The sequence below is a fragment of the Kineobactrum salinum genome (assembly GCF_010669285.1).
Taxonomy (GTDB): domain Bacteria; phylum Pseudomonadota; class Gammaproteobacteria; order Pseudomonadales; family Halieaceae; genus Kineobactrum; species Kineobactrum salinum.
The window spans coordinates 331092-356193 of record NZ_CP048711.1 but is presented as its reverse complement, the minus strand read 5'-3'; the positions used below and the strand labels follow the sequence as shown (position 1 = coordinate 356193).

The window sequence follows — 25102 nt, the reverse complement described above, 5'->3', positions numbered from 1 at the left end:
AAATGAAATATGTTCCTCGATTGGCAGCAGTATATTGCAATCCAATATAGAATAAATATAACATTAACTTCAATTAATGGAATTTTAATTTTAAAAATGTACTGATTCCAACTTATACTCAACGCAGTCCATGACTGAGGCTGGCAGCAGATGACACAACTACGAGTGGGGATGATAGGCACCGGCTTCATGGGCAAGGCCCACGCGCTGGCCTGGCGCAATGCGGCCACACTGTTCCCGCTGCCGCTGCAACCGGTGGCGCTGTTGCTGGCGGAACAGGATGCGGCACTGGCGGCGACCAGGGCCGCGGAGCTGGGTTTTGTTCGCAGTACCGGCAACTGGCGCGAACTGGTGGCCGATCCGGAAGTGGATGTGGTGGATATCTGTACCCCCAATGACATGCACTATCCGATGGCCATGGCGGCGATTGCCCACGGCAAGCATGTGTACTGTGAAAAGCCACTGGGGCTGAATGTGGCGCAGTCGCGGGAAATGGCCGCGGCGGCGGCCAGTGCTGGCGTCCGCACGATGGTCGGCTTCAACTATGCCAAGAATCCAATCGCCGCACTGGCGCGCCAGATGATACAGCAGGGTGAAATTGGCCGTCTGCTGCACTTTCGGGGCACCCATACCGAGGACTACCTGGCCGACCCCAACCGCTCTGGCGGCTGGCGTATTCTGCGTGAGCGCGCCGGCATGGGAGCGCTGGGTGATCTTTGCCATATTGTGTCGCTGGCGCTGTTGCTGGCGGGCGATATCGAAGAACTGTGCGCAGACCTGCAGGTGGTGATTCCGACCCGTCCCGCCGGGCCGGTGGGGCGCGAGGCTCCCACCCAGGTGGAAAACGAAGACCAGGCCCATGCCCTGGTCCGGTTTGCCAGTGGGGCCATAGGCACCCTCGAATGCAGCCGGGTGGCCTGGGGACGCAAGAATGGCCTGACCTGGGAGATCAATGGCAGCGAGGGCAGCCTGGTGTTCGATCAGGAGTGCCAGAACGAGCTGCACTACTTTGCCGCGTCTGATCCGCCTGCCCGGCAGGGCTTCCGGCGCATCCTGCTGGGCCCGGAGCACCCCGACTACGCGGCATTCTGTCCCGCGCCGGGTCACGGTCTGGGTTTCAACGAACAAAAAGTGATTGAAGTGCGCGACTTTGTCGAAGCCATTGCCCAGCGCCGCGCGGCCTGGCCGGACTTCGATGTGGGGCGCGATATCGATGCAGTGTTGGCGGCGATGGAAGTTTCGTCCCGCGAGCGCCGCTGGGTCAAGCTGGAACCCGGGGCGGACCGGCCGGCAAACGGGGATGGGGCATGAGCGACAGAAAGTTTGATGTAATCTGCCTGGGCCGGGCGGCAGTGGACCTGTACGGGGAACAGATTGGCTCGCGCCTGGAGGACATGCGCTCGCTGGCGAAGTATCTGGGCGGCTCCTCGGCCAATATGGCGGTGGGCATGGCGCGCCAGGGGCTGCGCACCGCGATGCTGACCCGGGTCGGCGACGAGCACATGGGGCGTTTCGTGCGCGAGGAGCTGGCTCGCAATGGCGTCGATGTGAGCCATGTGCATTCCGATCCGGCCCGCCTGACGGGGTTGGTATTGCTGGGCATCAAGGGCCGCGATGATTTTCCGTTGATTTTCTATCGGGAGAACTGTGCCGACATGGCGCTGACTGCGGATGATTTCGATGCGGCCTTTATTGGCTCCGCCGGGGCGCTGGCGATCACCGGCACTCATTTCTCCACCGAGTCCACGGCCGCCGCCTGTCGCGCCGCAATAGCCCATGCCAGGGAATGTGGTACGCAGCTGGTGCTGGACATTGATTATCGCCCTGTGTTGTGGGGCGTGGCGGGGCACGGTCAGGGCGCCGACCGTTTTGTCTCCTCGGCCGCCGTCACCGCGCACCTGCAGCGGATCATCCCGGACTTCGACCTGATCGTCGGTACCGAAGAGGAAATTCATATTGCCGCCGGGTGCACGGATACCCTGCAGGCCCTCCGGAGCCTGCGCCAGCTTACTGCGGCGGTGCTGGTGCTAAAACGCGGCCCGCTGGGTTGTGTGGTGTTCCCGGGTGCGATACCTGAATCCGTGGAGCAGGGTATCTCGGTGCCGGGGGTGCAAGTAGACGTGCTCAACGTGCTGGGAGCGGGGGATGCCTTCATCAGTGGCTTCATGCGAGGCTGGGTCAAGCGGGAGTCCTGGGAGCAGTGTTGCCGCTATGCCAATGCCTGCGGTGCGCTGGTGGTGTCGCGCCACGGCTGCGCGCCCGCCATTCCCTCACGGGTCGAACTGGATGATTATCTGGCGCGCAGCGCTGCGGTGCCGCGGCCAGATCTGGACCCGCGGCTGAATCAGCTGCACCATTCGACCGTGCCGCGACGGCGCTGGGGGCATATCTTTGCGTTGGCCTTCGATCACCGGGTCCAGTTCGAGCAAATGTCGGCGCCGGGTACGGTGGACGAGACCAGAATCGCCGAGCTCAAGTTGCTGATCGCCGCCGCGATGCGGCTCGCCACTGAGCGCGGCCAACTGCAGGGCCACGTCGGCATCCTGGTCGATGGCCGTTTTGGGCAGCAGGTGTTGAACGAGTGTACCGGGCAGGGGCTGTGGATAGGCCGGCCGGTGGAATTGCCGCAGTCGCGGCCGCTGCAGTTCGAGGCGGGCAATAACCTGTCGGCGGAGCTGCGCAAATGGCCCACCGAGCATATCGTGAAATGCCTGGTGTACTATCACCCGGACGACGACGAGAACATGCGAAGCCAGCAGGACCAGCGCCTGCTCGATCTGTTCCACGCCTGTCGCGACAGCGGTCACGAATTGCTGCTGGAGGTGATTGCCCCGCAGCGGGGCGACCCGGAAGCGGGGGTACTGGTGCGGGCCATGCGGATGATCTACCAGCTGGGTATCTATCCCGACTGGTGGAAGTTGCCGCCACCGGAGCGCGAGGAATGGCCCGCTATTGAAGCCCTGATCGATGAGTATGACCCCTGGTGCCACGGCGTGGTGCTGCTGGGCCTGAACCGGCCCACCAGGGAACTGGTGGCGGGTTTTCGGGCCGCGGTGGGCAGCCGCTATTGCCGCGGGTTCGCGATCGGGCGGAGCCTGTTCGTCGATTCCGCCGAGCGCTGGCTGGAGGGTGTGATCGGGGATGAAGAGCTGGTTGAACTGGTCGCGGGCAATTTCCTGGCCATGGTCGGGGAATGGCGCAACCACCATTGTGAAACGGACGAAAAAATGACTATTCAGGGGGGCGCTTGAAAACGGTCAGGCTCACCACCAGCCAGGCGCTGGTGCGTTATTTATCGGTCCAGGGTACGCGGGTGGATGGAGTCGATTGCCCCTGGTCGCCGGCGTCTGGGCAATCTTCGGCCACGGCAACGTGGCCGGCGTGGGCGAAGCACTGGCCGCAGCGCCGGAGCAACTGCCCACCTGGCGGGCCCACAATGAGCAGGCGATGGCCCATGCGGCTATCGCCTATGCCAAGGCTCTCAATCGCCAGCGCTTGATGGCCTGTACCACCTCCATAGGTCCGGGGGCGACCAATCTGGTCACCGCCGCGGCGCTGGCCCACGTCAACCGGCTGCCGTTGCTGTTGCTGCCGGGCGATACCTTTGTTTCCCGGGCTCCCGACCCCGTGTTGCAGCAGCTCGAGAACACCGCTGACCCGGGGCTCAGTGTCAACGAAAGCCTGCGCTGCGTGTCGCGCTACTGGGACCGTATCAACCGTCCGGAACAGTTGCTCTCGAGTTTGCCACGCGCGCTGCAGGTGTTGACCGATCCTGCCGAGTGCGGCCCCGTGACCCTGGCCCTGCCCCAGGATGTGCAGACCGAGGCCTGGGATTTCCCTCTCAGTTTTTTTGAGCCGCGGCAGCACTGGCGGCGCCGGCCCGGGGCCGACAATCGCGAATTGACGCTAGCGCTGGCACTGCTGCGCAACGCCCGCAGGCCACTGATCATAGCCGGTGGAGGTGTGTTGTATGCACAGGCGACCGGGGTGCTGGCGCAGTTTGCCGAGCGCCACGGCGTACCGGTGGCCGAAACCCAGGCGGGCAAGGGCGCGTTGCCCTGGGATCATCGCTGCCAGGTCGGAGCCATCGGTGTGACGGGTTCCAGCGCCGCCAATGCGCTCGCGGCGCAGGCGGACCTGGTGCTGTGTGTGGGCACTCGCCTGCAGGACTTCACCACTGCATCGCGGACCTTGTTCGAAGACCCCGGGTGTCAGTTCATAGGCCTGAACATTGTCGCCTCCGACGCGGCCAAACACGGGGCCCAGCCCCTGGTGGGCGATGCCGCGGTGACCCTGGCGGCACTGAGCGACGCCCTGGCGGGTTGGTCCGCTGCCCCCGACTGGTTGACTCGCGCGCAACAGGAAATGCGGGACTGGAATACAGTGGTAGACCGGGTCACCGCCGATAGTGGGGCGGCGCTGCCCAGCGATGCCCAGGTGCTGGGCGCCGTCAATCGGACGGCCGGCGCCGATGCGGTGGTGGTCTGTGCGGCCGGCGGCCTGCCCGGCGAGTTGCACAAGCTGTGGCGCTGTGAGCGGCCCAACGGCTATCACGTGGAATATGGCTACAGCTGTATGGGTTACGAGATAGCAGGAGGCCTTGGCGTACGCATGGCGCTGCCGTCGCGCGATGTGTATGTATTGGTGGGCGATGGCAGCTACCTGATGCTGAACTCGGAGCTGGCCACCTCGGTGATGCTGGGCCAGAAGCTGGTACTGGTACTGCTGGACAACCGCGGCTTCGGCTGCATCAACCGGCTGCAACAGCAATGCGGTGGTGCGCCCTTTAACAATCTGCTCGCGGACAGTGGCCCGGGGCCGGAAATCGACTTCGCCGCTCACGCCCGGGCCCTCGGCGCCGAGGCAGAACAGGTTGCTGGCATTGCCGAGTTGGAGCGGGCACTGGAGCGGGCTCGCGCTGCCCAGCGCAGCTATGTGATCGTCATTCGCACCGATCCCGCGGTGTCGACCGCGGAGGGTGGGGCCTGGTGGGAAGTGGCGGTGGCGCAGCACTCGGAATCGGAATCGGTGCGCCAGGCCAGAGCCGATTATGAACAGAACAAGACCAGGCAGCGGAAGGGTTAAGCGATGACGGCAGTGCGAATCGGTATCAACCCCCTGACCTGGAGCAATGACGACATGCCCGAGTTGGGGGCGGATATTCCCCTGGAGCGTTGTCTGCGGGAGGGCCGGGAGGCGGGCTACGAGGGCTTCGAATTGGGCCACAAGTTCCCCCGCGATGCCGCGGTACTAGGCCCGCTGCTGGCGGCCCACCAGTTGAGCCTGGTTTCGGGCTGGTACAGCTGCCGCTTGCTCGAGCGTGACGTGGACGCCGAAATCGTGGCGGTACAGCCCCATCTGGCGCTGTTGCGGGAGCTGGGATGTACGGTGATGGTCTGTGCCGAGGTCAGTCGCTGTATCCACGGCGATCGCGAGCAACCCCTGTCGCGGCGCCCGCAGATGGCCGCCGCGGAGTGGGCCCAGTTCTGCGCCCGTATGTCGGCCTTTGCCGAATACCTGCAGGGCCACGGGATGCAGCTCGCCTATCACCACCATATGGGCACCGTAGTCCAGTCCGCTGGTGATATCGACCGGCTGCTGGCACAGACCGGCCCGCGGTGAAGCTGTTGCTGGACGCGGGCCACCTGAGCTACGCCGGGGACGATCCACTGGCCTGTGCCAGCCGCCATGCCGACAGGATCGTGCATGTGCATTGCAAGGACGTACGCGCCGCGGTGCTGGTGCAGGCACAACAGCACGACCAGAGCTTTCTCGATGCGGTACTGGCTGGCGTCTTTACGGTGCCCGGGGACGGCGCAGTGGATTTCCGGGCCCTGTTCGCAATCCTCAGTGCCAGTGGCTACCGCGGCTGGTTGGTGGTGGAAGCCGAGCAGGACCCGGCGCAAGCGGACCCTTTGAGCTATGCGTGCATGGGTTACCGACACTTGAGCGCCCTGCGGCGCGAATACTTTCCGGAGCACACACGCTGATGATTGGATTCTGTCTGGTGGGGGCCGGCCGCATCGGTGCCATCCACGCCGCCAATATAGCCAGCCTGCCCCAGGCGCGCCTGCTCTGTGTCGTCGACGCCATTGCAGCGCCGGCCGCAGCCCTGGCGCAGCAGTATGAGGCGCGCCACTGCGAGCTGGACCAGGCGCTGGCCGACCCCGCGGTGGACGCGGTGCTGATTGCCAGTTCCACCGACACCCATGTGGATTTCATCGTCGCCGCGGCCGCGGCCGGCAAAGCCATATTCTGCGAGAAACCGATCGACCTGGATCTGCCGCGGGTGCGCGCCTGCATCGCAGAGGTGGAGCGCGCGGGCACGGTGCTGGCACTGGGCTTCAATCGTCGCTTCGACCCTGGCTTTAGCGCGCTGTACGAGCGCCTGCGGCGCGGTGACATAGGCACTCCCGAAATCGTCTCGATCACCAGCCGCGATCCGCAGCCGCCGCCGCTGGATTACCTGCGGCGTTCGGGCGGCCTGTTCATGGACATGATGATCCACGACCTGGATATGGCGCGCTGGCTGTTGCTGGAAGAGCCCTGCGAAATCTACGCCACCGGCAGTTGCCTGGTGGATGCCGCCATCGGCGAGGCCGGTGACATCGACACGGCAACGGTGATCCTGAAGACCGCCTCCGGCCGCCTGTGCCAGATCAGCAACAGCCGCCGCACCAGCTATGGCTATGACCAGCGCCTGGAAGTACACGGTTCACAGGGCATGTTGCGGGCGGAGAATGTCACTGCGACCCGGCTGCAGCACTACGCCGCCGGTGGGGTGGTAACGGACCCACCGTTGCACTTTTTTCTGCAGCGCTACGCCGATGCCTATCGTCTGGAGTTGCTGGATTTTATCGAGGCGGTGAGCCAGCAGCGGCCACCCGCGGTGACGGGCGAGGACGGCCTGCGAGCGCAGGAACTGGCCACGGCGGCGCTTGAGTCGCTGCAGCAGGGTCGGCCGCTAAGATTGTAGGGCGGCTGTACCCGGCTGCTGACAGCGAATACAAGCAGCGACGTGATTGTTATGCGGTTGCTGAAATAATCCTGTCATATGACCAGAGTAAGCTCCTTTGCTGAATGACACATGGCCTGGTCCGGCCGTGTTGTGCACCCGAGTACATAAAACACCGGATTCGCGGCCCTGAGACGGGCCGGGCCGGTTTGGTCTTGCATCCTAAATAGAACGTATATGCGGGAATATAAAAATATAGAATATTTATTTTACAGAGAGAGCGTGGTCGCCTATACTCTTCGAGCGAAGGCAATACCTCTCTACCTATAACTTATCAAGAGGTCAGAAGATGCTTGATTCCAGCACAACTCCATCGTACCGCAACTCCCTTGATCCACGTCGGCGTCAGGCCCTGCGCAAACTCACGCTTGCTGTTGCCGTCGCGGTGGCGGGTACGGTGGGGGCCAGCTCCTCGGCGCTTGCCCAGCGGGTAAGCGGCGAGGTCACCGACCGCTCCCGCACCGCCTTGTTCGAAGGTGCGAATGTGCGCATTCCCGAACTCAACATGTCCACCACCACCAACGATCGCGGACGCTTCCGCCTCAATGACGTGCCACCGGGCAGCTATACTCTGGAGATCCGCTACGTCGGTGCACCTGTCAGGACTATCCCGGTCACGGTGGGGCCCGAGGGTCTGGAGCTGGGCGAGGTGGTGCTGGGCGCAGGCGACAGTGCCGAGGCCTACAGCCTGGAGGAGGTTCTGGTGACCGGGCAGTCAGCGGCCATGGCCGGCGCGATCAACCAGCAGCGGGCGGCGGACCATATCAAGTCGGTGCTGGACTCCGACACCATGGGTCAGTTCCCCGACCAGAATGTGGCAGAATCACTGCGTCGCCTCTCCGGCATTTCGGTAGAGAACGATCAGGGCGAAGGGCGCTATGTGGTGATCCGGGGCATGGACCCCGACCTCAACTCGACCTCCATCAACGGGGTGCGGGCATCGGCGACAGAGGATCGTCGCGCCCTGCAACTGGATGTGATTCCGACTGACGTGCTGGATGGGGTAGAGGTGCAGAAATCCCTGACTCCTGACATGGATGGCGATGCCATCGGCGGTTCCATCAACGTCAAAACCCTGAGTGCCTTCAGTCGCAAGGAGTTGTTCGTCAAGGGACGGGTCGAGGGTGGTTACAACGAGCTGCGCGGCGAGTGGAGCCCCAAGGCTTCGATCGCGGGCAGCAATATCTTCGATCTGGCCAACAACCGGCGGCTGGGTGTGGCCGCGGCCCTGAGCTGGCACGACCGCGAGCTGGGTTCCAGCAATCACGAGGCCGATGACTGGGAAATGGCCGACAACGGCAATGAATATCCGGAAACCTTCGAGCCGCGCTACTACAAGATCAACCGCGAACGTATCGGTGGTGCGCTGAATCTGGACTATGACCTCAGCGACACGACCACCATATTCGCACGTTCACTGTTCAGCCGGCTCAAGGATGCCGAATCGAGGCTGAGCCAGACCTACGGCGACCTGTCGCCACTCGGCGATGATGCGGTGGGCCCGGACAGCGTGGCAACCGAATTCGCCGAAATAGAGATGGGCACCAAGGACCGAGAGCAGACCGCCGACAACCTGTCCATGTCATTCGGCTCCGAAAGCCAGTGGGAGCGTTGGGGCCTGAAAACCAACCTGGGCTATTCCTATGCCGAGGAAGACACTCCCAACGGCGTCGATTCAGCCTGGGTCGGGGAGTTCGAAAGTGGCAGTGGCGGGATTGCCGCGGGCGATCCAGTGTTGACGCTCAATACCCGCAACAACAAAAAACCGGTGGTGGAATCGGATTATTTCGACGTGCTGCGCGATCCCGGCCGCTATGAACTGGACGAGATCGAGCGCTCGTCCGGTCTGGTGGAAGACACCCAGTGGGCGCTGCAGTTCGACGCTACCCGCCTGTTTGCCTCCGGCGAGCTGCAGTTCGGTGCCAAGATGCGGCTGCGTGAAAAGGAGAGCAACGAAGACATCGAGCTGTACGGTGGCGATGACGTGTTTACCGTGGCGGACATCTACGATCCCACCGCCGCCAGTGACTACGACTTCCCCAATCGGATCGACCCGATGCCCAGCCTGGGCGGCGTGCGCGATATTCTTGCAGCCGGGGAGGGCATCGAGTTCGATCCGATTGAAAGCCAGATCGCCTCCGCGTCCAACGACTGGGTAGTGGAGGAGGATGTCTACGCGGCCTATGGCATGTATACCTTTGAAACGGATCGGTTGGTCATTGTCGGTGGCGCCCGGGTTGAGTACACGGATTTCGCATCGCATGGCAACTCGGTGGAACTGATCGAGGAAGGTGGATTGCTCGATGGTGTTGAGGTTGAAGACGATACGGTCGTGATCGACTCCATTTCATCTGACAAGAGCTATACGGATGTGCTGCCCAGTGTGAACCTGCGCTATGACATTAGCGAAAACGTGGTCGGCCGTCTCGCTGTTTCGCGCTCGATTATTCGCCCGCAGTTTGAAGGCGTGGCATCGCGGGTCAGTGTTGAGGACAATGAAGCCGAGATCGGCAACCCGGATCTCGAGCCCTACAGCTCCTGGAACTTCGATGCCTATCTGGAGTACTATCCTTCGGATATCAGCCTGATATCCGCCGGTCTGTTCCACAAGAAGATCGACGATTTCATCTTCACCCAGGTGTTCAATGACTTTGAGTTCGGCGGTCGGGTATTCGATGAGGCCACGATAGCGCGCAACGGTGAGGAGGCGACGGTGACCGGGCTGGAGTTCAATTATCAGCAGCAGTTCGGCTTTCTGCCGTCGCCCTTTGATGGTCTGCTGGTGAGCTTCAACTATACCCATGTCGATGGCGACGCCGAGTTCGATGGTCGCGATATTCCATTGCCGAAGCAGTCGGACAATATTGCCGGTTTCGTGGTGGGCTACGATAAATACAATCTCGACCTGCGCTTCGCCGTGAAATACCGGGACAGCTATTTGGATGAGCTGGTCGACGATGGCCTGGACCGCTATACCGATGAGCATATGCAAATCGACTTTACCGCCAAGTACCACGTCTCCGACAACTGGATGCTGTATGCGGAGTTCGTCAATCTGAACGATGAGCCAGCCTTCTACTATGCGGGCAACAAGCGTCGGGTACTGCAGTATGACGAGTTCGGCCGGACCACTGTCATCGGTCTGCAGTTTGTCTACTGACAGGGTGCAGACTGTTCTTCTACAGTCTGCCTGGCCGGCTTGAAGGGTCATTCATGAGGGCACTTTTGCGTTACTTTGCGACCGGTCCCGACAGCATCGGGACCGCGTCGCCCACCGAAGTCGACCGGGAATTCCACTACCAGCGCCGCAACGTGATAGTCATTATCACGCTCTGCTATGGCCTCGCCTATGTCTGCCGGCTGGCACTGAATGTCGTCAAGAAACCGCTGATGGATGCCGGCGTGTTCACACCCGAGCAACTGGGTATTATCGGCTCCACCCTGTTGTACGGTTATGCACTGGGCAAATTCTCCAACGGTTTTCTTGCCGACCACGCCCATGTGGGCCGCTTCTTTGCCGCCGGACTGTTGCTGTCGGCGCTGGCGAATTTCGGCATGGGTTTGTCGGAATTGCTGTGGCTGTCAGCCCTGCTGTGGGGCCTGAATGGCTGGTTCCAGGGCTTCGGCGCCCCGGCCAGTGTGGTGGCACTGGCCCACTGGTACAGCAACCACGAACGTGGACGTTATTACGGTATCTGGAGTACCGCCCATTCCATTGGCGAAGGCCTCACCTATCTGGGGGTCGCCTGGTTGATAGCCGATCCACCCAAGGGACTGGGCCTGCATTGGCCCTGGGGTTTCTGGGTGCCGGCGTTGATCTGCCTGGCCGCGGCCCTGCTGGTGTGGCGTTTCCTGCCGGACCGGCCGCAGGCCAGGGGTCTGCCCAGCGTGGCCGACTGGCGCGGCGATCACGGCGCGCAGGCCCAGGCGGCCGCCAGCAACGGGGTGAGCGTATTGCAAACCCAGTTGCGCATCATGACCATGCCGGCAATCTGGATTCTGGCCCTGGCAAGTTCCAGCATGTATGTGACCCGCTATGCTATCAACAGCTGGGGCAATGTGTATTTGCAGGAGATCCGGGGCTTTGACCTGTTCGACGCCAATTTCTTTATATTTCTCAATACAGCTGCCGGCATTCTCGGTTGCCTGGCCTACGGATTTGCGTCCGATAAGCTGTTTGACGCGCGCCGTCCGCCGGCCAACCTGCTGTTCGGCCTGATGGAACTGTTGCCCCTGTTCGTCATTTTCTGGGGGCCGCGCGACCCGGTGATCCTGGCGGCAGCGCTGGTTGTCTACGGCTTTGGTCTCTCCGGGATCCTGGCTTCGCTGGGCGGCCTGTTCGCGGTGGACATAGCCCCAAACGGGTGGCGGGTGCGGCGATGGGATTTATCGGCATCTTCAGTTACGTGGGCGCGGGCCTGCAGGATTACATCAGCGGCAAGTTGATCCAGGACAGCGAAATCATAGTGACCTTTACCGCCGGCGCCCAGCAGACGCAGGTCTATTTCTATGACTACAGCAACCCGATTCTGTTCTGGGTGGGAGCCTCGGTGGTATCGATTGTGTTGGCCAGCAGTTTGTGGAGAGTGCGTGCGACGGATTGAGGGAGTGACCCTGCTGGCCTGTAGCCTGCTTCTGACGGCTTGCAGCTCCGGCACGGACAATGGTTTCTGCGAGGTGCATGCTCGCGATCACTGGCAGCACCGCGAGGGCGCAGCGCGGCTGGAAATCGTCTATGAGACCGGGGGCGCGCTGCGGGCACGGCTGGATGTACCCGCTACAGGGCTGGGAGAAGATCCGGAGAGTACTGTTGCCGACCTGAGGCGGCGACCGCTGACAGACATCATGCTGGTTGAGGGCTCGGAAGCCTGCAGCGAGAAGCCCTCGGACATCGCCTACCAGGGTGGCCAGCTGGTGGCCGATTACCGGCTTGATTGTGGCGAGCAGGAGCGCCTGCAGCAGCTTACCGTGAAAATACTGGATCTGTTGCCCGACCTGGATGAAGTGGAAGTGGAGATGGAAACGCCGGCGGTCACCAAGCATTTTCTGGTGCATCGGCGCTGTGGCGCCGCACTGTACAATTTTGCCAATACCTCCGGGAGCGAACAATGAACCACAGTGATGAGCTGGACCTGCGTCTGGCCACGGCCGTCAGCGTTGCGCGCAGCGCGGGGGAATTTGCCCTGGCCTGCTTTGCCGATCTGGGAGCGCTCAATATACGGAGCAAGGGGGTGCAGGACATGGCCACCGAGGCGGATCTGCGAACCGAGCAACTGATCCGCGAACAATTGCTGCAGCACTATCCCGATGACGGCTTTCTCGGTGAAGAGAGCTGTGCTGACTACGAGGTTCGCGAGGGGCAGGGTGTTTGGGTCGTGGATCCGATCGACGGTACCCAGCCCTTTGTCAGCAATATCAATTCCTGGTGCGTGATTCTGGCCTATGTGGAGCAGGACCGGACCGAGCTGGCGGTGATCTACGATCCCAACCGGGATGAACTGTTTGCCGCCCGGCGCGGCTGCGGGGCCACCGTGAACGGCAGCCCTCTCGCCACCACCGAGGCGATGTCGCTGGCAGACGGCCTGGTGGGCATCGGCTACTCCACCCGGGTACCGCCGGAGGCAGCGTTGGCGCCGATGACGCGCCTGCTGGCTGCGGACGGCATGTTTCATCGCTGCGGCAGCGGGGGGCTGAGTTTGGCCTATGTGGCCGCAGGACGCCTGCTCGCCTACTACGAGCCCCATATGAACTGCTGGGACTCTGTGGCAGGGGCCCTGCTGGTCCGGGAGGCGGGCGGTTGCACCAACGCGGAGGTGGAAAGCGTGGCGGTGATGCAGCACGGCAGCGCGGTACTGGCGGCCGGCAAGGGCATCTATGCTGCGCTGGAAGTAGTGGCCGGGGTCCGTTGACTGGCATTGCCTGCGCGGTTTGCCACCAGGTGGCGACATGAAGAATCGTTCATGTCGCCGTCATACCCTGTTTACCTCCTTCGGGTTACAGTGCCCGTCACTGAAATCCACAGGAGAACGAGCATGAATCTGAAAAAAACGGGATTGGCAGCGGTGCTGGCAGCGGCAGGGTTTACCCCCTTTCTGTTTGCAGATGATCTGGAGGAAGCGGCCGTGGCACTGTACGCCATCAACAAGTCCGGCATCGACATCAGCCGGGCTCTCGATATTGCCGAGCAGAAGATTGCCGGAGTGGTCTATGAGTACGAACTGGACGAACACGATGAGCTGCTGGTGCATGAATTCGAGATAGCCGACTTCGAAGCCGAGAAAAAGTACAAGATCAAGATCGCCGTCAACGACGGCAGCGTGGTGGAACAGTCCGATGAGAAGATGAAGTGCGGCAAGCTGGTCTGCAAGGATGACGACGGCAAGTCGGCGCGCGCGCTGCAGGCCTCGGAATACTCCCTGCGCAAGGCGCTGACCCAGCTCGAATTGCCGCCCCGGCAGCTGCTGTTGGAAGCGGAGCTCGAATTCGAGCGCGGAGTGCGCTACATGAAACTGGAGGTGGTGGGGCCCGATGGCGAGCGTGACATCCTGGTGGATATCGCCACCGGCCAGATAATTCCCTCGTTGAGCCATACAATGCAATGAAGTTGCTAGTGGTTGAGGATGACCGGGTTACCCGTGAATACCTGGAGAAGGGCCTGCGGGAGCAGGGCCACACCGTCGACGGCGCGGACAATGGTGTGGATGGTCTGCACCTCGCCCTGGGCGGAGACTACGACCTGGTTGTCCTCGATCGCATGTTGCCGCAGCTGGATGGACTGGCCCTGTTGACCGCGCTGCGCGCAGCTGACAACCGTACCCCGGTGATCATTCTCAGTGCCCTGGCCCATGTGGACGAACGCATTCGGGGATTGCGGGCAGGTGGCGACGATTACCTGGCCAAGCCATTTTCCTTTGCCGAGTTGCTGTTGCGCATCGACAACCTCACTGCCCGTAGCCAGCGCGGCGAGCAGCGCGCCACCGAACTTGAGGTAGATGACCTGGTCATGGATCTGGTGGGCCGGCGCCTGACCCGCGGCGGGCGTGAAATAAGGCTGCAGCCCAAGGAATTCCAGTTGTTGCAGTATCTGCTGGAGCACCAGGGACAGGTGGTGTCGCGGACTCTGCTGTTCGAGGCGGTGTGGGACTACCATTTTGATCCGCGCACCAACGTGATCGATGTTCATGTTGCCAAACTGCGCAAGAAACTGGAGGCGGATGGCGGCAGTCAGCTGATACACACTGTGCGGGGAGCCGGGTATGTGGTTCGCCCGGCATAAACTCAATATCCGTACTTCGGTCTGGAAGCTCACACTGGTGTTCACGCTGATTGTGCTGTTGTTGAACGCTACGGTACTGGCGGTCGTCTACTGGCGCACCCTGGGGGAACGCCAGGAGCAACAGCAACGCAATGTGCTGGTGGCGGCGCAAACCTACCGTGAGCTGGGCAACAACCAGACCCTGGGTGTCGAAGGTCTGCGCCGGTTGATTGCAGACCGTACCCGGCGTTCGGCAACCATGGTGCTGGCGCTGGAGTCGGGCGGGGAAGTTGAGGGCAATCTCAGCAGCCTGCCGGAGGGGCTGCCCGAGTATCCCGCAACCGGCCGCTTTCCGGTAGTGGTATCCGGCCTGCAGGGCGAAGCCACAGTCAGCATGGCGGTAGGTACCCGTCTGCAGGTTCCGGCGGGACAGTTGCTGGTGGGCCTGATCGACGACGATCAGCAACGGCTGCAGAACGACTACCTGCTGGCATCGCTGTTGGCCCTGGTCGGGGCCCTGCTTGTCACGCTGGTGGTGGGCTTCATTTTTAACCGCCGCGTCATAGGGCGGGTCCACCGGCTGGGCGAACAGATGGCGCGGCTGCACGAAGGCCATCTGCATGCGCGCCTGCCGGTGAGTGCGCGCGGGGACGAATACGATGTCATTGCCGGGCAGATCAACACCATGCTTGATGAGATCGACGAACTGCTGCAATCCGTTGTCAGCGTGACCGACAACATCGCCCATGATCTGCGTACGCCGCTGTCCCGGATACGGCTGCGGCTGGATGATGCGGCCTCCCGGCACGATCCGCCCCCGCCATGGCTGGCCGACGCCATCACCGATCTGGATCAACTGCTGGATACCTTCGAGGCGATGCTGGATCTGTCGCGCCTGCAGCACGCAACCGGCAGATCCGGCCATGTAGCATGCGAGCTGGCACAGATCTGTACTGATGTGGAGGCCTTGCTGGCACCCGTGGCAGAGGCCCGGCAACGGCAACTGGAGCTAAGCCTGGCAGGGTCGGGGCGGGTCAGCGGAGACCCCGGCCTGTTGTTCCGGGCGGTCTACAATCTGGTCGACAACGCGATCAAACATGCCGGCCCGGGGTGCCGCATCACACTGCAACAGGAGGGGGGCACAGTCACCGTCGCCGACAACGGTCCCGGTGTTCCGGTCGCGGAGCGCGAGCGGGTGTTCCGGCGCCTTTACCGGCTGGACCAGAGCCGCCACACCGCCGGTACCGGCCTCGGCCTGTCGATTGTACAGGCTGTCGCCGAGCTGCACGGTGCCAGTGTGGAGCTGGGAGACGCAGGCCCGGGACTGGTCGTGACCCTCCAGTTTCCGCAGCAATCCAACTGATAACGAAGATAATGGGAGAACATCAATGCAACGGGCAAAACGACAATTTCTGAAATCTCTGGCAGCCGCCTGCGCTACCGCACCTTTGGTGCCGGGGTTTATCCGCCAGGCGCTGGCGCGCAGCGAGACTGGCTATCCCCGGCTTGTGCAGGGGCCGATGCTGGGTGCAGTGGAACCGGAGCGCGCACGTATCTGGATGCGCGGCAGTGGCCGGTTCCCGGTGGCGGTACGCTACGGCCTGACGCCGGAACTCTCGGACGCGCAGATCAGTCCGGCGGTTGAGGTCGGCGCGGACGGTGACTATGTGGCCCGGATTGAGCTAGACGGCCTGCAGCCGGGGACCCGCTATTATTATCGGCCCTATGTCAACGGCGATCCGGGCAAGTACATGGAGTCCACTCCGGCGTTTTCCTTTGCCACAGCGCCCGCGCAAGGAAAGCCGGCGCGGTTCCGGCTCGGTTTCGGGTCCTGTGCCCGCTGGCAGGAATTTCCGGTGCAGCCCATCTGGCAGGCTCTGGCTCGTTGGTCGCCGGACCTGTTTTTCTGGCTGGGCGACAATATCTACGCCGATACCCTGGAACGCGGAATCATGTCCGACCTGTACAAGATCCAGCGCAGCGTGCCCGAATACCAACTGTTCGGCAGTCAGGTACCGCAACTGGCTATCTGGGACGATCATGATTACGGCCTCAACAACCACGACCGGGAGAATCCCGCCCGCGAGGACAGCCATGCACTGTTTCAGCGTTTCTGGGCCAACCCCGCCTATGGCAACGCGGAGACTCCCGGGGTATTTTTCCACTATGACTACGGCGGAGTGGACTTCTTCCTGCTGGACAACCGCTACCACCGCAGTCCCAATGCGGACCCGGATGGGCCGGACAAGACCATGCTGGGCGAGGGCCAGAAAAACTGGCTCAAGCGTTTGCTGAAGGCCAGCCGTTCTCCGTTCAAGATGTTGGTGATCGGCGGTGGCTGGTCGCACAATCCCGATGCCTTCGGCGAAGACAACTGGACCAGCTACCGCCACGAACGCGACGAGCTGTTCAATTTCATCCGCGATGAGGGCATCGAGGGCGTCATCCTGATGTCCGGTGACGTGCACCGCGCCGAGGCCAACTGCATACCCTGGTCCGAACACGGCGGCTACGATCTGTTCGAACTGGTCAGTTCCGGCCTGGCGCAGGATACCGGGATACCCGAGCTGATCGAAACGCCGGAAGTGCGTCTGCGCGAACCCTATACCGGTGGCCACAATGCCGGTGTGGTCGAATTCGACCTGACTGTGGAGGATCCCGTGGTCCGTTTCAATGCCATCAATATCACCGGCCAGACGGTCTGGGATGATCCGGTCGAGATTCGCGCCAGCCAACTGCGCAACGGTGTTGTCAGCTGGCGCGAACAGGTGGATCCCGAGTTGGTGAATCCCCGACGTGACTAGCGTGAGTGAAATCATTCAGAACAAGTATACAATCCATGCCCCGCGGGGCGCAGCGCAAACAAGGGGAAGCATGATGTCCAGATTCAATACGGTACTACTGTTCAGCGGTCTGGCCTTCGCCACGCTGACCGCCTGTGGTGAGGGCAGTACTGAGGCCCCCGCCCGGAAGGACGGAAACAATACAGGAACAGCACCCGGGGCAGGATTTGTCACTGTCCGGCCAGTGGTCGCCACTGAACCGGTGGTCACAGCTGACGATGCCGCGGATGACCCGGCGATCTGGGTACACCCGGAGGATGTCTCGCGCAGTACCCTGATCGGCACCAACAAAAAGGGCGGTCTGTATGTCTATGACCTCGACGGCGCTGTGATCCAGTACTTGGAGGACGGGCGCATGAACAATGTGGATCTGCGCTACAATTTTTCCCTCGCTGGCGAACAGGTGGACCTGGTGACTGCGAGTAACCGCAGCACTGCCGGCATCTCCATCTATCGGGTGGAGCCCTCTACGGGCAAGCTGGTGGATGTTGCCGACGGTATTCAGTCCACTGGCATGCCGGACACCTATGGCAGCTGCATGTACCAGCAGCCTGAAACCCGCGCGACCTATGTCTTCGTCAATGACAAAAGTGGATTGTATCGGCAGTGGCAGCTGCGGGACAGCGGCAACGGCCGGGTCCGGGCCGAACCTGTGCGCGACTTCTCTGTACCCAGTCAGCCCGAGGGCTGCGCCGCTGATGACGAGTACGGCGTGATCTATGTGGGCGAAGAGAACGACGCGCTGTGGCAGTTCAGCGCGGCCCCGGGCGGCGGCAGTGAAGGCAAGGTCATCGCCCGCATTGCCGGAAATCCGGCGGTGAAGGACGATTTCGAGGGGGTCGCCCTGTACTACGGAGAAAATGGTGAGGGCTACGTGCTGGTCTCCAGTCAGGGCAATGACAGCTATGCTGTCTACGAGCGAGGAGGTGAGCACCAATACCTGGGGAGCTTTGTGATCGGTACCAATGAGGCGCTGGGTATCGATGGCACCTCGGAGACCGACGGTATCGATGTCATCAGCACTCCGCTGGGAGACAACTTCCCCTACGGTCTGTTTGTTGCCCAGGATGGACACAACCTGATGCCCGCGGAAAACCAGAACTACAAGGCAGTGCCCTGGGAAGTGATCGCCGATGAGCTGGAACTGGAAAAACACAAGGGCTGGGATCCGCGCAGCGCGGTGTTGCGTCACTGACTGCGTGACACGGGGTGCTGCCGGAAATACTGAAACATGAGAGCGCGCCTTCCCCGATGGCGGCGTTGCAATCCTTGTAAAGGCAGCCAGCCTTGGCTGCGGCTTGCGAATTGCCATGGCTGCAAATCCATCACTTTCATTTTGTTCCACTATTTGTGCATGGTCCATTAGCTTAAACGGCCGCCGACCTGAAACAGACGTTCGATTGCGGCCACCGCAGACCTGTCGGCCAGCATCAGGATGATATGGTCATCGGCTTCTATGACGCTGTCCTGCAAGGGGAATATTATCCTGTTCTTTCTCACAATCGCGGCAACTGCCACCTCCGCGGGCAACGGCAGCGCAGCTGCGGTCCGACCCACGACTGAGGATGTGCGGCGGTTGCCCCGGGCAACCATTTCCACCGCTTCAGCCATCCCGCCGCGCAGGGAGTGAACCGCCGCGACGTCGCCGTGGCGGATATGGGTCAATAGCCCGCCGATGCTCAGCTGGGCGGGTGAAATCGTGATGTCTATCGCGCTGTCCCGGGCGAGGTCGAGGTGGCTGGAGCGGTTGACAATGCACAGGGTCTGGCGCGCGCCCAGGCGCCTGGCCAACATTGCCCCCAGGATGTTGTTTTCATCGTCATGGCCAAGTGCACAGAACAGGTCGGTCGCGCCAATCTCCGCGCTCGCCAGTAACCTTGCGTCCCCCGCATCCCCCTGCAGTATTACGCTGTGATGCAAGGATTCTGCGAGTATGCGACAGCGCGCCGGGTCTTTCTCGATCACCGTGACCTTGTAGTTGCGCTCCAGCATCGCTGCCAGACGAATGCCGATATTGCTGCCGCCGGCGATCGTGATCTGTCGGTTGCGCCGCTCTGTGCAGCAGAAGCTGCCGAGAATGGCGGTGACATCCGAAGCCCTGGCTGCGAAGAACAGTTCGTCGCCAGATTCTGCGACGGTATCGTCCGCGGGAACGATGAGCCGATCACGGCGCAAGAGGGCGACGACAGCTCCTCGGCGTGCATTGTCCGGCCCGGCGTACGGGCGCAGGGGCAGGCCTGCCGCGGGGCTCCTGCTATCAATCCTGGTCGCCACCAGCTGGACCCGGCCTCCGGCAAAATCGAGGATGCGCAAGGCTCCGGGGTGCTGAATCAGCCTGTGCACATAGTGTGTTACCAATTCATCGGGGTTGATCAGGACATCGACGGCGATACCTCCTGGTCCAAACAGTGCCGGGTATCGCTGGTAGTCGGGCGAGCGCACGCGAGCCAGCCGCATTGGCGTATGGAACAGGCTGTGGCCGATCTGGCAGGCCAGCATATTGGTTTCATCGCTGCCGGTCACCGCCAGTAGCAGGTCGGCGTCATCAATACCGGCCTTGCTCAGGACTGCCGGGTGGGCTGCATGGCCTGCTACGGTACGGATATCCATGTGTTCCTGCAGTTGTCGCAGCAGGCCGGCTTCCCGGTCCACCAGGGTGATATCGTTGTCTTCCCCGGCGAGACGCTGGGCGACGGTTATACCCACTTGCCCGGCCCCCAGAATGATGATGTTCATGGCATCTCCAGATGCTGACGGACTCAGTACCGCCAGTAGGCAGGCAGAAACAGGATCAGCAGCGTGAAAACCTCCAGCCGGCCGGCCAGCATGCCCACGACTCCCAGCCATTTGACTGCGGGACCGACGCTGGCGAAATTGCTGGCGACTTCGCCCAGTCCCGGACCCAGCAGATTCACGGTGGCCACAACCGCGCCAAAGGCGGACTCCAGATCCAGACCTGCGGCCATCATCGCCACCGTCAGCAGCAGCGCAGTGACAATGTAGAGCACGTAGAATCCCAGCACCGACAACAACAGATCCTCACCCACCGGCCGCTTGCCCAGTTTGACCATTGCAATTGCCTGGGGATGAGCCAGCAGAAACAGCTGCCGCAGTCCCAGCCGCGCCAGCAAAATGATGCGCAGGACCTTGATGCCACCCGCCGTGGAGCCTGCACAACCGCCGATAAATGACAGAATCACCAGTACCAGCGGCAGGTGCCGAGGCCAGTCGGCAAAAGTCGCCGTGCCAAATCCGGTGCTGGTCAGTATCGACGCCACCTGAAACGCCGCCGGCCTGAGCGAAGCCAGTATTCCTTCTCCAACATTCGCCCAGTACAGACCGGCTGCAGTGAGCACGGTCCCCAGTAGGAAGATCAGGCCGTAGACCCGCACCTCAAGATCACGGCCGTAGGGCCGCAGGCTCAGGCGACGCCATGCGAGGAAATGGATTGCAAAGTTGACGCCACCGGCGAGCATGAAAACGATGGCAATGGTTTCTATTGCGACGCTGTCATAGAAGCCAATGCTGGCATCATGAGTGGAAAAACCACCGGTGGCGACCGTGGTAAAGGCGTGACAGAGAGCCTCGAACGGAGCCATGCCAGCCAGCCAGTAAGCGCAGGCACAGGAGGCTGTGAGCACCATGTAGATCAGCCACAGGACCCGGGCCGTCTGGGCAATGCGCGGTGTCAGCTTTTCGTGCTTGGCCACCCCGGAGGCCTCCGCACGGTACAGTTGCATGCCACCCACCCCCAGCAGCGGCAGAATCGCGATGGCCAGCACGATAATGCCCATCCCGCCGAGCCACTGGATTTGCTGGCGATGGTAGAGAATCGAGACGGGCAAATTGTCCAGGCCGACGATGACCGTGGCGCCAGTGGTGGTGAAACCTGACACCGATTCGAAGATGGCGTCAGTGATGTCCAGGTGCAGGCCGAAGATAAAGGGCAGCGCCCCGACGACGCCCAGAATCACCCAGAACAAGGTCACCACCAGAAACCCGTCCCTTATCGACAGCTCCTGTTGATGCCTGGCATTGGGTAGCCACAGGACCAGACCGGCCGCGGCGGCGACAGCCTGGGAGAACACAAAAATCCGCCATTGACCGTCGTCGTACAGCAGCGACACTACCAGGGAGGGTATGAAGCCCATGCTGTACAACAGCAACAGGATACCAAACAGCCGTGTTATCGCACGCCAGTGCATGTTCCTCCCGGCAGCGTGTCATCCTTGAAACCAGTGACACAGTGCAGCTTCTGAAGGTCGCCAATTATCTGTGGGAGCCGCGCCCGGGTCATATAAAAAACGTGTAAGATCTTTATGGAGTTTTTACTTTTCAGCCAGCGTCGTGCGCGAGAGGATGAATGCCTGTGAGACAGGCAGGCTAATTGGGCAGCTTTACATGCATTGTGATCTACTCTACCAATCTGTCAACAGCGGCCGCTGTCCGCTCATGCCTCGGTGACCGGCATCGTCCTGGCGCTGCTGGCCACGGCTATCAGCACCGCGGTGGCCTGGCTGGTGGAGGCGATCATGCCGCATGCCAGCCTGGCGCTGGTGTTTCTGACCGGAGTGCTGCTGGTGGCAGCACGCGCTGGAATCGGGCCCGCCCTGACCGCCAGTGTGCTGGGACTGCTGGCGCTCAATTTCTTCTTCACGCCCCCCCGATACACGCTGGCGGTGGCAGATGACGGAGACATTGCCACCCTGGCCTTCTTTCTGGTGATTGCGGCATTAACTGGCAACCTCGCTGCGAGAATGCGTGCGGAGATGGCGAAGCGGCGGGATTCCCTGCGCCGGATTTCGGTGTTGTACGAGTTCAGCCGGCAGTTGTCTGCTACCGTTGATTCTGGCGAGGTCCGCCAGGTCTTGCGGGAGCGGCTGCGACAATCCCTGGGCCGGACGGTAGATATCTATCTGTCCGGGAAAAATGGTACGGGCAGCTTTCTCACGCCAGCGGGGCCTGCACAGCACTGTCCACAGGAGGACCTGCAGCGGGCCCTGGCGATGGAGGGGGAGGTTTCCCACCATGTCGCGCCGTGGAGCTATCTCAAGCTGAGCATGGACGGCGAACCGGCTGTCGTTGTGATGTCGGGCACTCTGGACGCCGAGGAAGAGGCGACGGCGCGCAGTCTTTGCGACCTCGCCGGCAATGCACTGCAGCGCATTGCCCTGGGAGAGGAGCTTGAGCAGGTTCGCGTGGCAGCGGAGACGGAACAATTGCGCGCAGCGCTGCTGTCCTCGGTGTCCCACGACCTGCGTACCCCCCTGGCATCCATTATCGGCTCCAGTACCAGCTTGCTTGAGTACGGTGAGTCCTTCACGGCGGCCACTCGCAAGGATCTGCTGGCCGCCGTGGTTGGGCAGGCGCAGAGGCTGGACCGTCACATCCAGAACCTGCTGGACATGACCCGCCTGGGCCAGGGTAGCCTGAGCCTGACCCGGGACTGGGCGGATGTGAACGATATTATCGCCAGCGCGTTGTCGCGGTTGGAGGTTGTATTGGCTGATCTGCACGTCGAGATTGAGGTGGCGCCAGATGTGCCGTTGCTCTACGTACATGGCGTGCTTGTGGAGCAGGCACTGGTCAATCTGCTCGACAACGCGGCCCGTTTTTCGCCCGTGGGCGGGCAACTCCTGGTACAGGTCGAGGCGGACCAGGAGACGGTGTGCATCAGCATATGTGACCAGGGTCCGGGTATTCCCGAGCCGGAGCGGGAGCGGATTTTTGACATGTTCTACACCATCAGCCGGGGAGACAGCGGCGATTTGCAGGGCACCGGGTTGGGCCTGGCGATCTGTCGCGGGATGATCGCCGCCCACGGTGGTACGGTAAGCGCGCACGACGGATTGAATGGCAGTGGCAGCTGCATGCGCATCCGTCTGCCAGTGTTGCAATACGCCGCGGTCGTGCAGCAGTGACCGCAGTTTCAGAACAGATTCTCCTGGTTGAGGATGAGGCTCAGATTCGCCAGTTTCTGCGCGTCAGCCTTGAAGCCCAGGGCTACGGAGTACAGGAGACGCGACTGGCCACCGACGCCCTGCGGATCTGCGCCGAGACCGACCTGCGGCTGGTGATTCTGGACCTGGGTCTGCCGGATCTGGATGGCCAGCAGTTTCTGATCCGGCTGCGGGAATGGTCCGAAGTGCCGGTCATCGTATTGTCAGTGCGCGCCTCCGAGGCCGACAAGGTACGTGCTCTGGATGCCGGGGCCAATGATTATGTAACCAAGCCCTTCGGTATCAGCGAACTGATGGCCCGTATTCGCGCGGTGTTGCGGGCCAGCGAGGGACGGATTGCCGCTCCCACGGTGTTCGAGTCAGGTGGCTTGTCACTGGATCTGGTGCAGCGGGAGGTTCGAGTCGACGGGGTCCTGCTGCACCTTACCCCGAAGGAGTACGAACTGCTGCGCCTGTTGGTGATGAATCGGGGCCAGATCATGACCCATCAACAGATCCTGCGCGAGATCTGGGGCCCCGCCCAACAGCATGAGACCCACTATCTGCGTGTCCTGGTCGGGCAGTTGCGAGGCAAGCTCGGCGACGAACCCACCCGGCCACGCTTTGTGGTTACGGTCCAGGGAGTGGGCTACCGGTTAGCCGTGTCGATGGACTAGGGTCTGGTGTGGGCGGTGGTACTGGTGTTGTCCGTTCCGTGGGTAAAAGGACTTCGGCAATGCATTGCCCGTAGCGTCGAGGCTGTGTACATTGCCAGTTTCAGTGCTTGTGTGTGGACGTGGTTATGGAGTTCAAGGACTACTACGAGATTCTGGGCGTCAAGCCCGATGCGGAGGTCAAGGATATCAAGGCTGCCTACCGCAAGCTGGCCCGCAAATACCACCCTGATCTCAACCCGGCACCGGAGGCCGAAGCTCAGTTCAAGGAGGTGGCGGAGGCCTGGGAGGTGTTGCAGGATGCCGGTCGTCGTGCCGAGTATGACGAGCTACGCCGCTACGGCACCGGCCAGGGGCAGGAGCGTGGGTTCCAGCCGCCGCCTGGCTGGCAGTCAGCCAGGCAGGGCGAATTCCACCAGTTCAGCGGCGATTTCTCCGATTTCTTCAATTCCATGTTCGGCGGCGAGTTCCATGATGGCCGGGGAGGCGGCCGGGAGCGCTCCGGCCAGGATGTGGAAATCGAATTGCCGGTGTTCCTGGAAGAGACGCTGGAGTCCTCGCCCAAACCGCTGGAATACCGTATTCCGGTACTGGAGCAGGGGCAGTTGCGGGAAGTCAAGAAATCGCTCAAAGTGACCATACCGGCAGGGGTTCGCGACGGGGAGCGTATCCGGGTCAAGGGTCAGGGTGCGCCCGCGCCCGGCGGCGGGCCGGCAGGCGATCTGTACCTCCATGTGCGCCTGGTGCCCCACCCGCTGTTTGACGTTGAGGGCCATAACCTGCTGATTACCGTACCGATTGCGCCCTGGGAAGCAGCCCTGGGTGCCAAGGTGACGGTGCCGACACTGACGGGAAAGATCAGCCTGACAATAGCGCCGGGCAGTCAGGCGGGCCAGAAATTGCGCATCGCGGGCAAGGGCCTGGTCAGCAAGACCGGTCGCGGCGATCTCTACGCGGTGCTGAAGGTAGTCATGCCGCAGACCAGCTCCGACAAGGCCAGGACACTCTGGCGCTCCCTGGCAGAACAGGCAGATTTTGACCCACGGGCAGAGTGGAGCAAGCAATCATGACCAGCAGTGTAATGAGAATGTCTATTCAGGAAGTGTGTGCCTGTGAGGGTGTCTCCCGACAGTGGCTGGTCAGTATAGTTGAGCACGAGATCGTCAGGCCGGTGGCGGGCAGCGAAGTGGAGGAGTGGCTGTTCGATATCGGCAGCGTTGCCTGGGCGCGCAAGGCCATTCGCCTGCGCCGCGATCTGGAACTGGACTGGGTGGCGGTCGCGATGGTGGTGGACCTGTTGCAGCAGCAGGAGCGCCTGCAACAGGAAAACCGCAGCCTGCAGCAGCGCCTGCAACGGTTCCTGCTGGAGGACTGAA

Annotated in this window: 20 protein-coding genes and 1 pseudogene; 19 read left to right on the top strand and 2 right to left on the bottom strand. The window is 62.0% G+C overall.

What is annotated here, in order from left to right:
- The first annotated feature begins 150 nt into the window (after window positions 1–150).
- The 15 genes and pseudogenes from G3T16_RS01565 to G3T16_RS01500 all read left to right on the top strand — a co-directional run bounded on the left by G3T16_RS01565 (window position 151) and on the right by G3T16_RS01500 (window position 18308).
- Window positions 151–1311, top strand: a complete 1161-nt coding sequence (locus G3T16_RS01565; protein ID WP_163493534.1) for a Gfo/Idh/MocA family protein — start codon at window positions 151–153, stop codon at window positions 1309–1311.
- Complete coding sequence (locus G3T16_RS01560; RefSeq protein WP_163493533.1) at window positions 1308–3251, top strand: bifunctional 5-dehydro-2-deoxygluconokinase/5-dehydro-2-deoxyphosphogluconate aldolase; 1944 nt, start codon at window positions 1308–1310, stop codon at window positions 3249–3251. The genes G3T16_RS01565 and G3T16_RS01560 overlap by 4 nt, the downstream gene beginning before the upstream one ends.
- A 76-nt stretch (window positions 3252–3327) precedes the next feature.
- On the top strand, window positions 3328–5085 hold the full coding sequence (gene iolD / locus G3T16_RS01555) for a 3D-(3,5/4)-trihydroxycyclohexane-1,2-dione acylhydrolase (decyclizing) (RefSeq protein WP_197911844.1): 1758 nt from the start codon (window positions 3328–3330) through the stop codon (window positions 5083–5085).
- A gap of 3 nt (window positions 5086–5088) precedes the next feature.
- Window positions 5089–5990 (top strand): annotated as a pseudogene (iolE, locus tag G3T16_RS22940) (myo-inosose-2 dehydratase).
- Window positions 5990–6976: an inositol 2-dehydrogenase gene (gene iolG, locus G3T16_RS01545; RefSeq protein ID WP_163493532.1), complete on the top strand. Its 987-nt coding sequence runs from the start codon at window positions 5990–5992 to the stop codon at window positions 6974–6976. The pseudogene iolE and the gene iolG overlap by 1 nt, the downstream one beginning before the upstream one ends.
- A 328-nt stretch (window positions 6977–7304) precedes the next feature.
- Window positions 7305–10175 (top strand): TonB-dependent receptor, encoded by a 2871-nt coding sequence (locus tag G3T16_RS01540; protein ID WP_163493531.1) that lies wholly within the window; start codon window positions 7305–7307, stop codon window positions 10173–10175.
- Between the two features lie 53 nt (window positions 10176–10228).
- Window positions 10229–11461, top strand: coding sequence for an MFS transporter (locus G3T16_RS01535; protein WP_197911841.1), 1233 nt, complete (start codon window positions 10229–10231; stop codon window positions 11459–11461).
- Window positions 11395–11619 carry a hypothetical protein gene (locus G3T16_RS20835; protein WP_197911840.1) on the top strand — a complete coding sequence of 75 codons (225 nt, stop codon included), beginning with the start codon at window positions 11395–11397 and terminating at the stop codon, window positions 11617–11619. Before G3T16_RS01535 ends, G3T16_RS20835 begins: the two co-directional genes overlap by 67 nt.
- Window positions 11606–12127, top strand: a complete 522-nt coding sequence (locus G3T16_RS01530; protein ID WP_163493530.1) for a hypothetical protein — start codon at window positions 11606–11608, stop codon at window positions 12125–12127. Before G3T16_RS20835 ends, G3T16_RS01530 begins: the two co-directional genes overlap by 14 nt.
- On the top strand, window positions 12124–12924 hold the full coding sequence (locus tag G3T16_RS01525; protein ID WP_163493529.1) for an inositol monophosphatase family protein: 801 nt from the start codon (window positions 12124–12126) through the stop codon (window positions 12922–12924). The genes G3T16_RS01530 and G3T16_RS01525 overlap by 4 nt, the downstream gene beginning before the upstream one ends.
- 123 nt (window positions 12925–13047) lie before the next feature.
- Window positions 13048–13617 (top strand): PepSY domain-containing protein, encoded by a 570-nt coding sequence (locus G3T16_RS01520; RefSeq protein ID WP_163493528.1) that lies wholly within the window; start codon window positions 13048–13050, stop codon window positions 13615–13617.
- Entirely contained in the window at window positions 13614–14291 is a 678-nt protein-coding gene (locus G3T16_RS01515) for a winged helix-turn-helix domain-containing protein (protein ID WP_163493527.1), read from the top strand. The genes G3T16_RS01520 and G3T16_RS01515 overlap by 4 nt, the downstream gene beginning before the upstream one ends.
- The gene (locus G3T16_RS01510; RefSeq protein ID WP_163493526.1) at window positions 14272–15633 is read left to right on the top strand and encodes a sensor histidine kinase; all 1362 of its coding nucleotides are present in this window, start codon (window positions 14272–14274) and stop codon (window positions 15631–15633) included. The genes G3T16_RS01515 and G3T16_RS01510 overlap by 20 nt, the downstream gene beginning before the upstream one ends.
- A 25-nt stretch (window positions 15634–15658) precedes the next feature.
- Window positions 15659–17074, top strand: coding sequence for an alkaline phosphatase D family protein (locus G3T16_RS01505; protein WP_163493525.1), 1416 nt, complete (start codon window positions 15659–15661; stop codon window positions 17072–17074).
- A gap of 73 nt (window positions 17075–17147) precedes the next feature.
- Window positions 17148–18308, top strand: coding sequence for a phytase (locus G3T16_RS01500; RefSeq protein ID WP_163493524.1), 1161 nt, complete (start codon window positions 17148–17150; stop codon window positions 18306–18308).
- 167 nt (window positions 18309–18475) lie between these two features.
- On the opposite strand, the gene trkA is transcribed toward G3T16_RS01500, so the two are convergent.
- Window positions 18476–19849 (bottom strand): Trk system potassium transporter TrkA, encoded by a 1374-nt coding sequence (gene trkA / locus G3T16_RS01495; RefSeq protein ID WP_163493523.1) that lies wholly within the window; start codon window positions 19847–19849, stop codon window positions 18476–18478.
- Window positions 19850–19872: 23 nt separating this feature from the next.
- On the bottom strand, window positions 19873–21318 hold the full coding sequence (locus G3T16_RS01490) for a TrkH family potassium uptake protein (protein ID WP_163493522.1): 1446 nt from the start codon (window positions 21316–21318) through the stop codon (window positions 19873–19875).
- Window positions 21319–21573: 255 nt separating this feature from the next.
- On the opposite strand from G3T16_RS01490, the gene G3T16_RS01485 reads away from it, so the two are divergent.
- From G3T16_RS01485 to G3T16_RS01470, 4 genes are all read left to right on the top strand, one after another.
- Window positions 21574–23034: a DUF4118 domain-containing protein gene (locus tag G3T16_RS01485; RefSeq protein ID WP_163493521.1), complete on the top strand. Its 1461-nt coding sequence runs from the start codon at window positions 21574–21576 to the stop codon at window positions 23032–23034.
- A complete protein-coding gene (locus G3T16_RS01480) occupies window positions 23031–23729 on the top strand; it encodes a response regulator (protein ID WP_163493520.1) in 699 nt (232 codons plus the stop codon). The genes G3T16_RS01485 and G3T16_RS01480 overlap by 4 nt, the downstream gene beginning before the upstream one ends.
- A 125-nt stretch (window positions 23730–23854) precedes the next feature.
- Window positions 23855–24796 carry a DnaJ C-terminal domain-containing protein gene (locus G3T16_RS01475; RefSeq protein WP_163493519.1) on the top strand — a complete coding sequence of 314 codons (942 nt, stop codon included), beginning with the start codon at window positions 23855–23857 and terminating at the stop codon, window positions 24794–24796.
- A 17-nt stretch (window positions 24797–24813) separates the two neighbouring features.
- The gene (locus G3T16_RS01470) at window positions 24814–25101 is read left to right on the top strand and encodes a chaperone modulator CbpM (protein WP_163493518.1); all 288 of its coding nucleotides are present in this window, start codon (window positions 24814–24816) and stop codon (window positions 25099–25101) included.
- The last annotated feature ends 1 nt before the right edge of the window (window position 25102 follow it).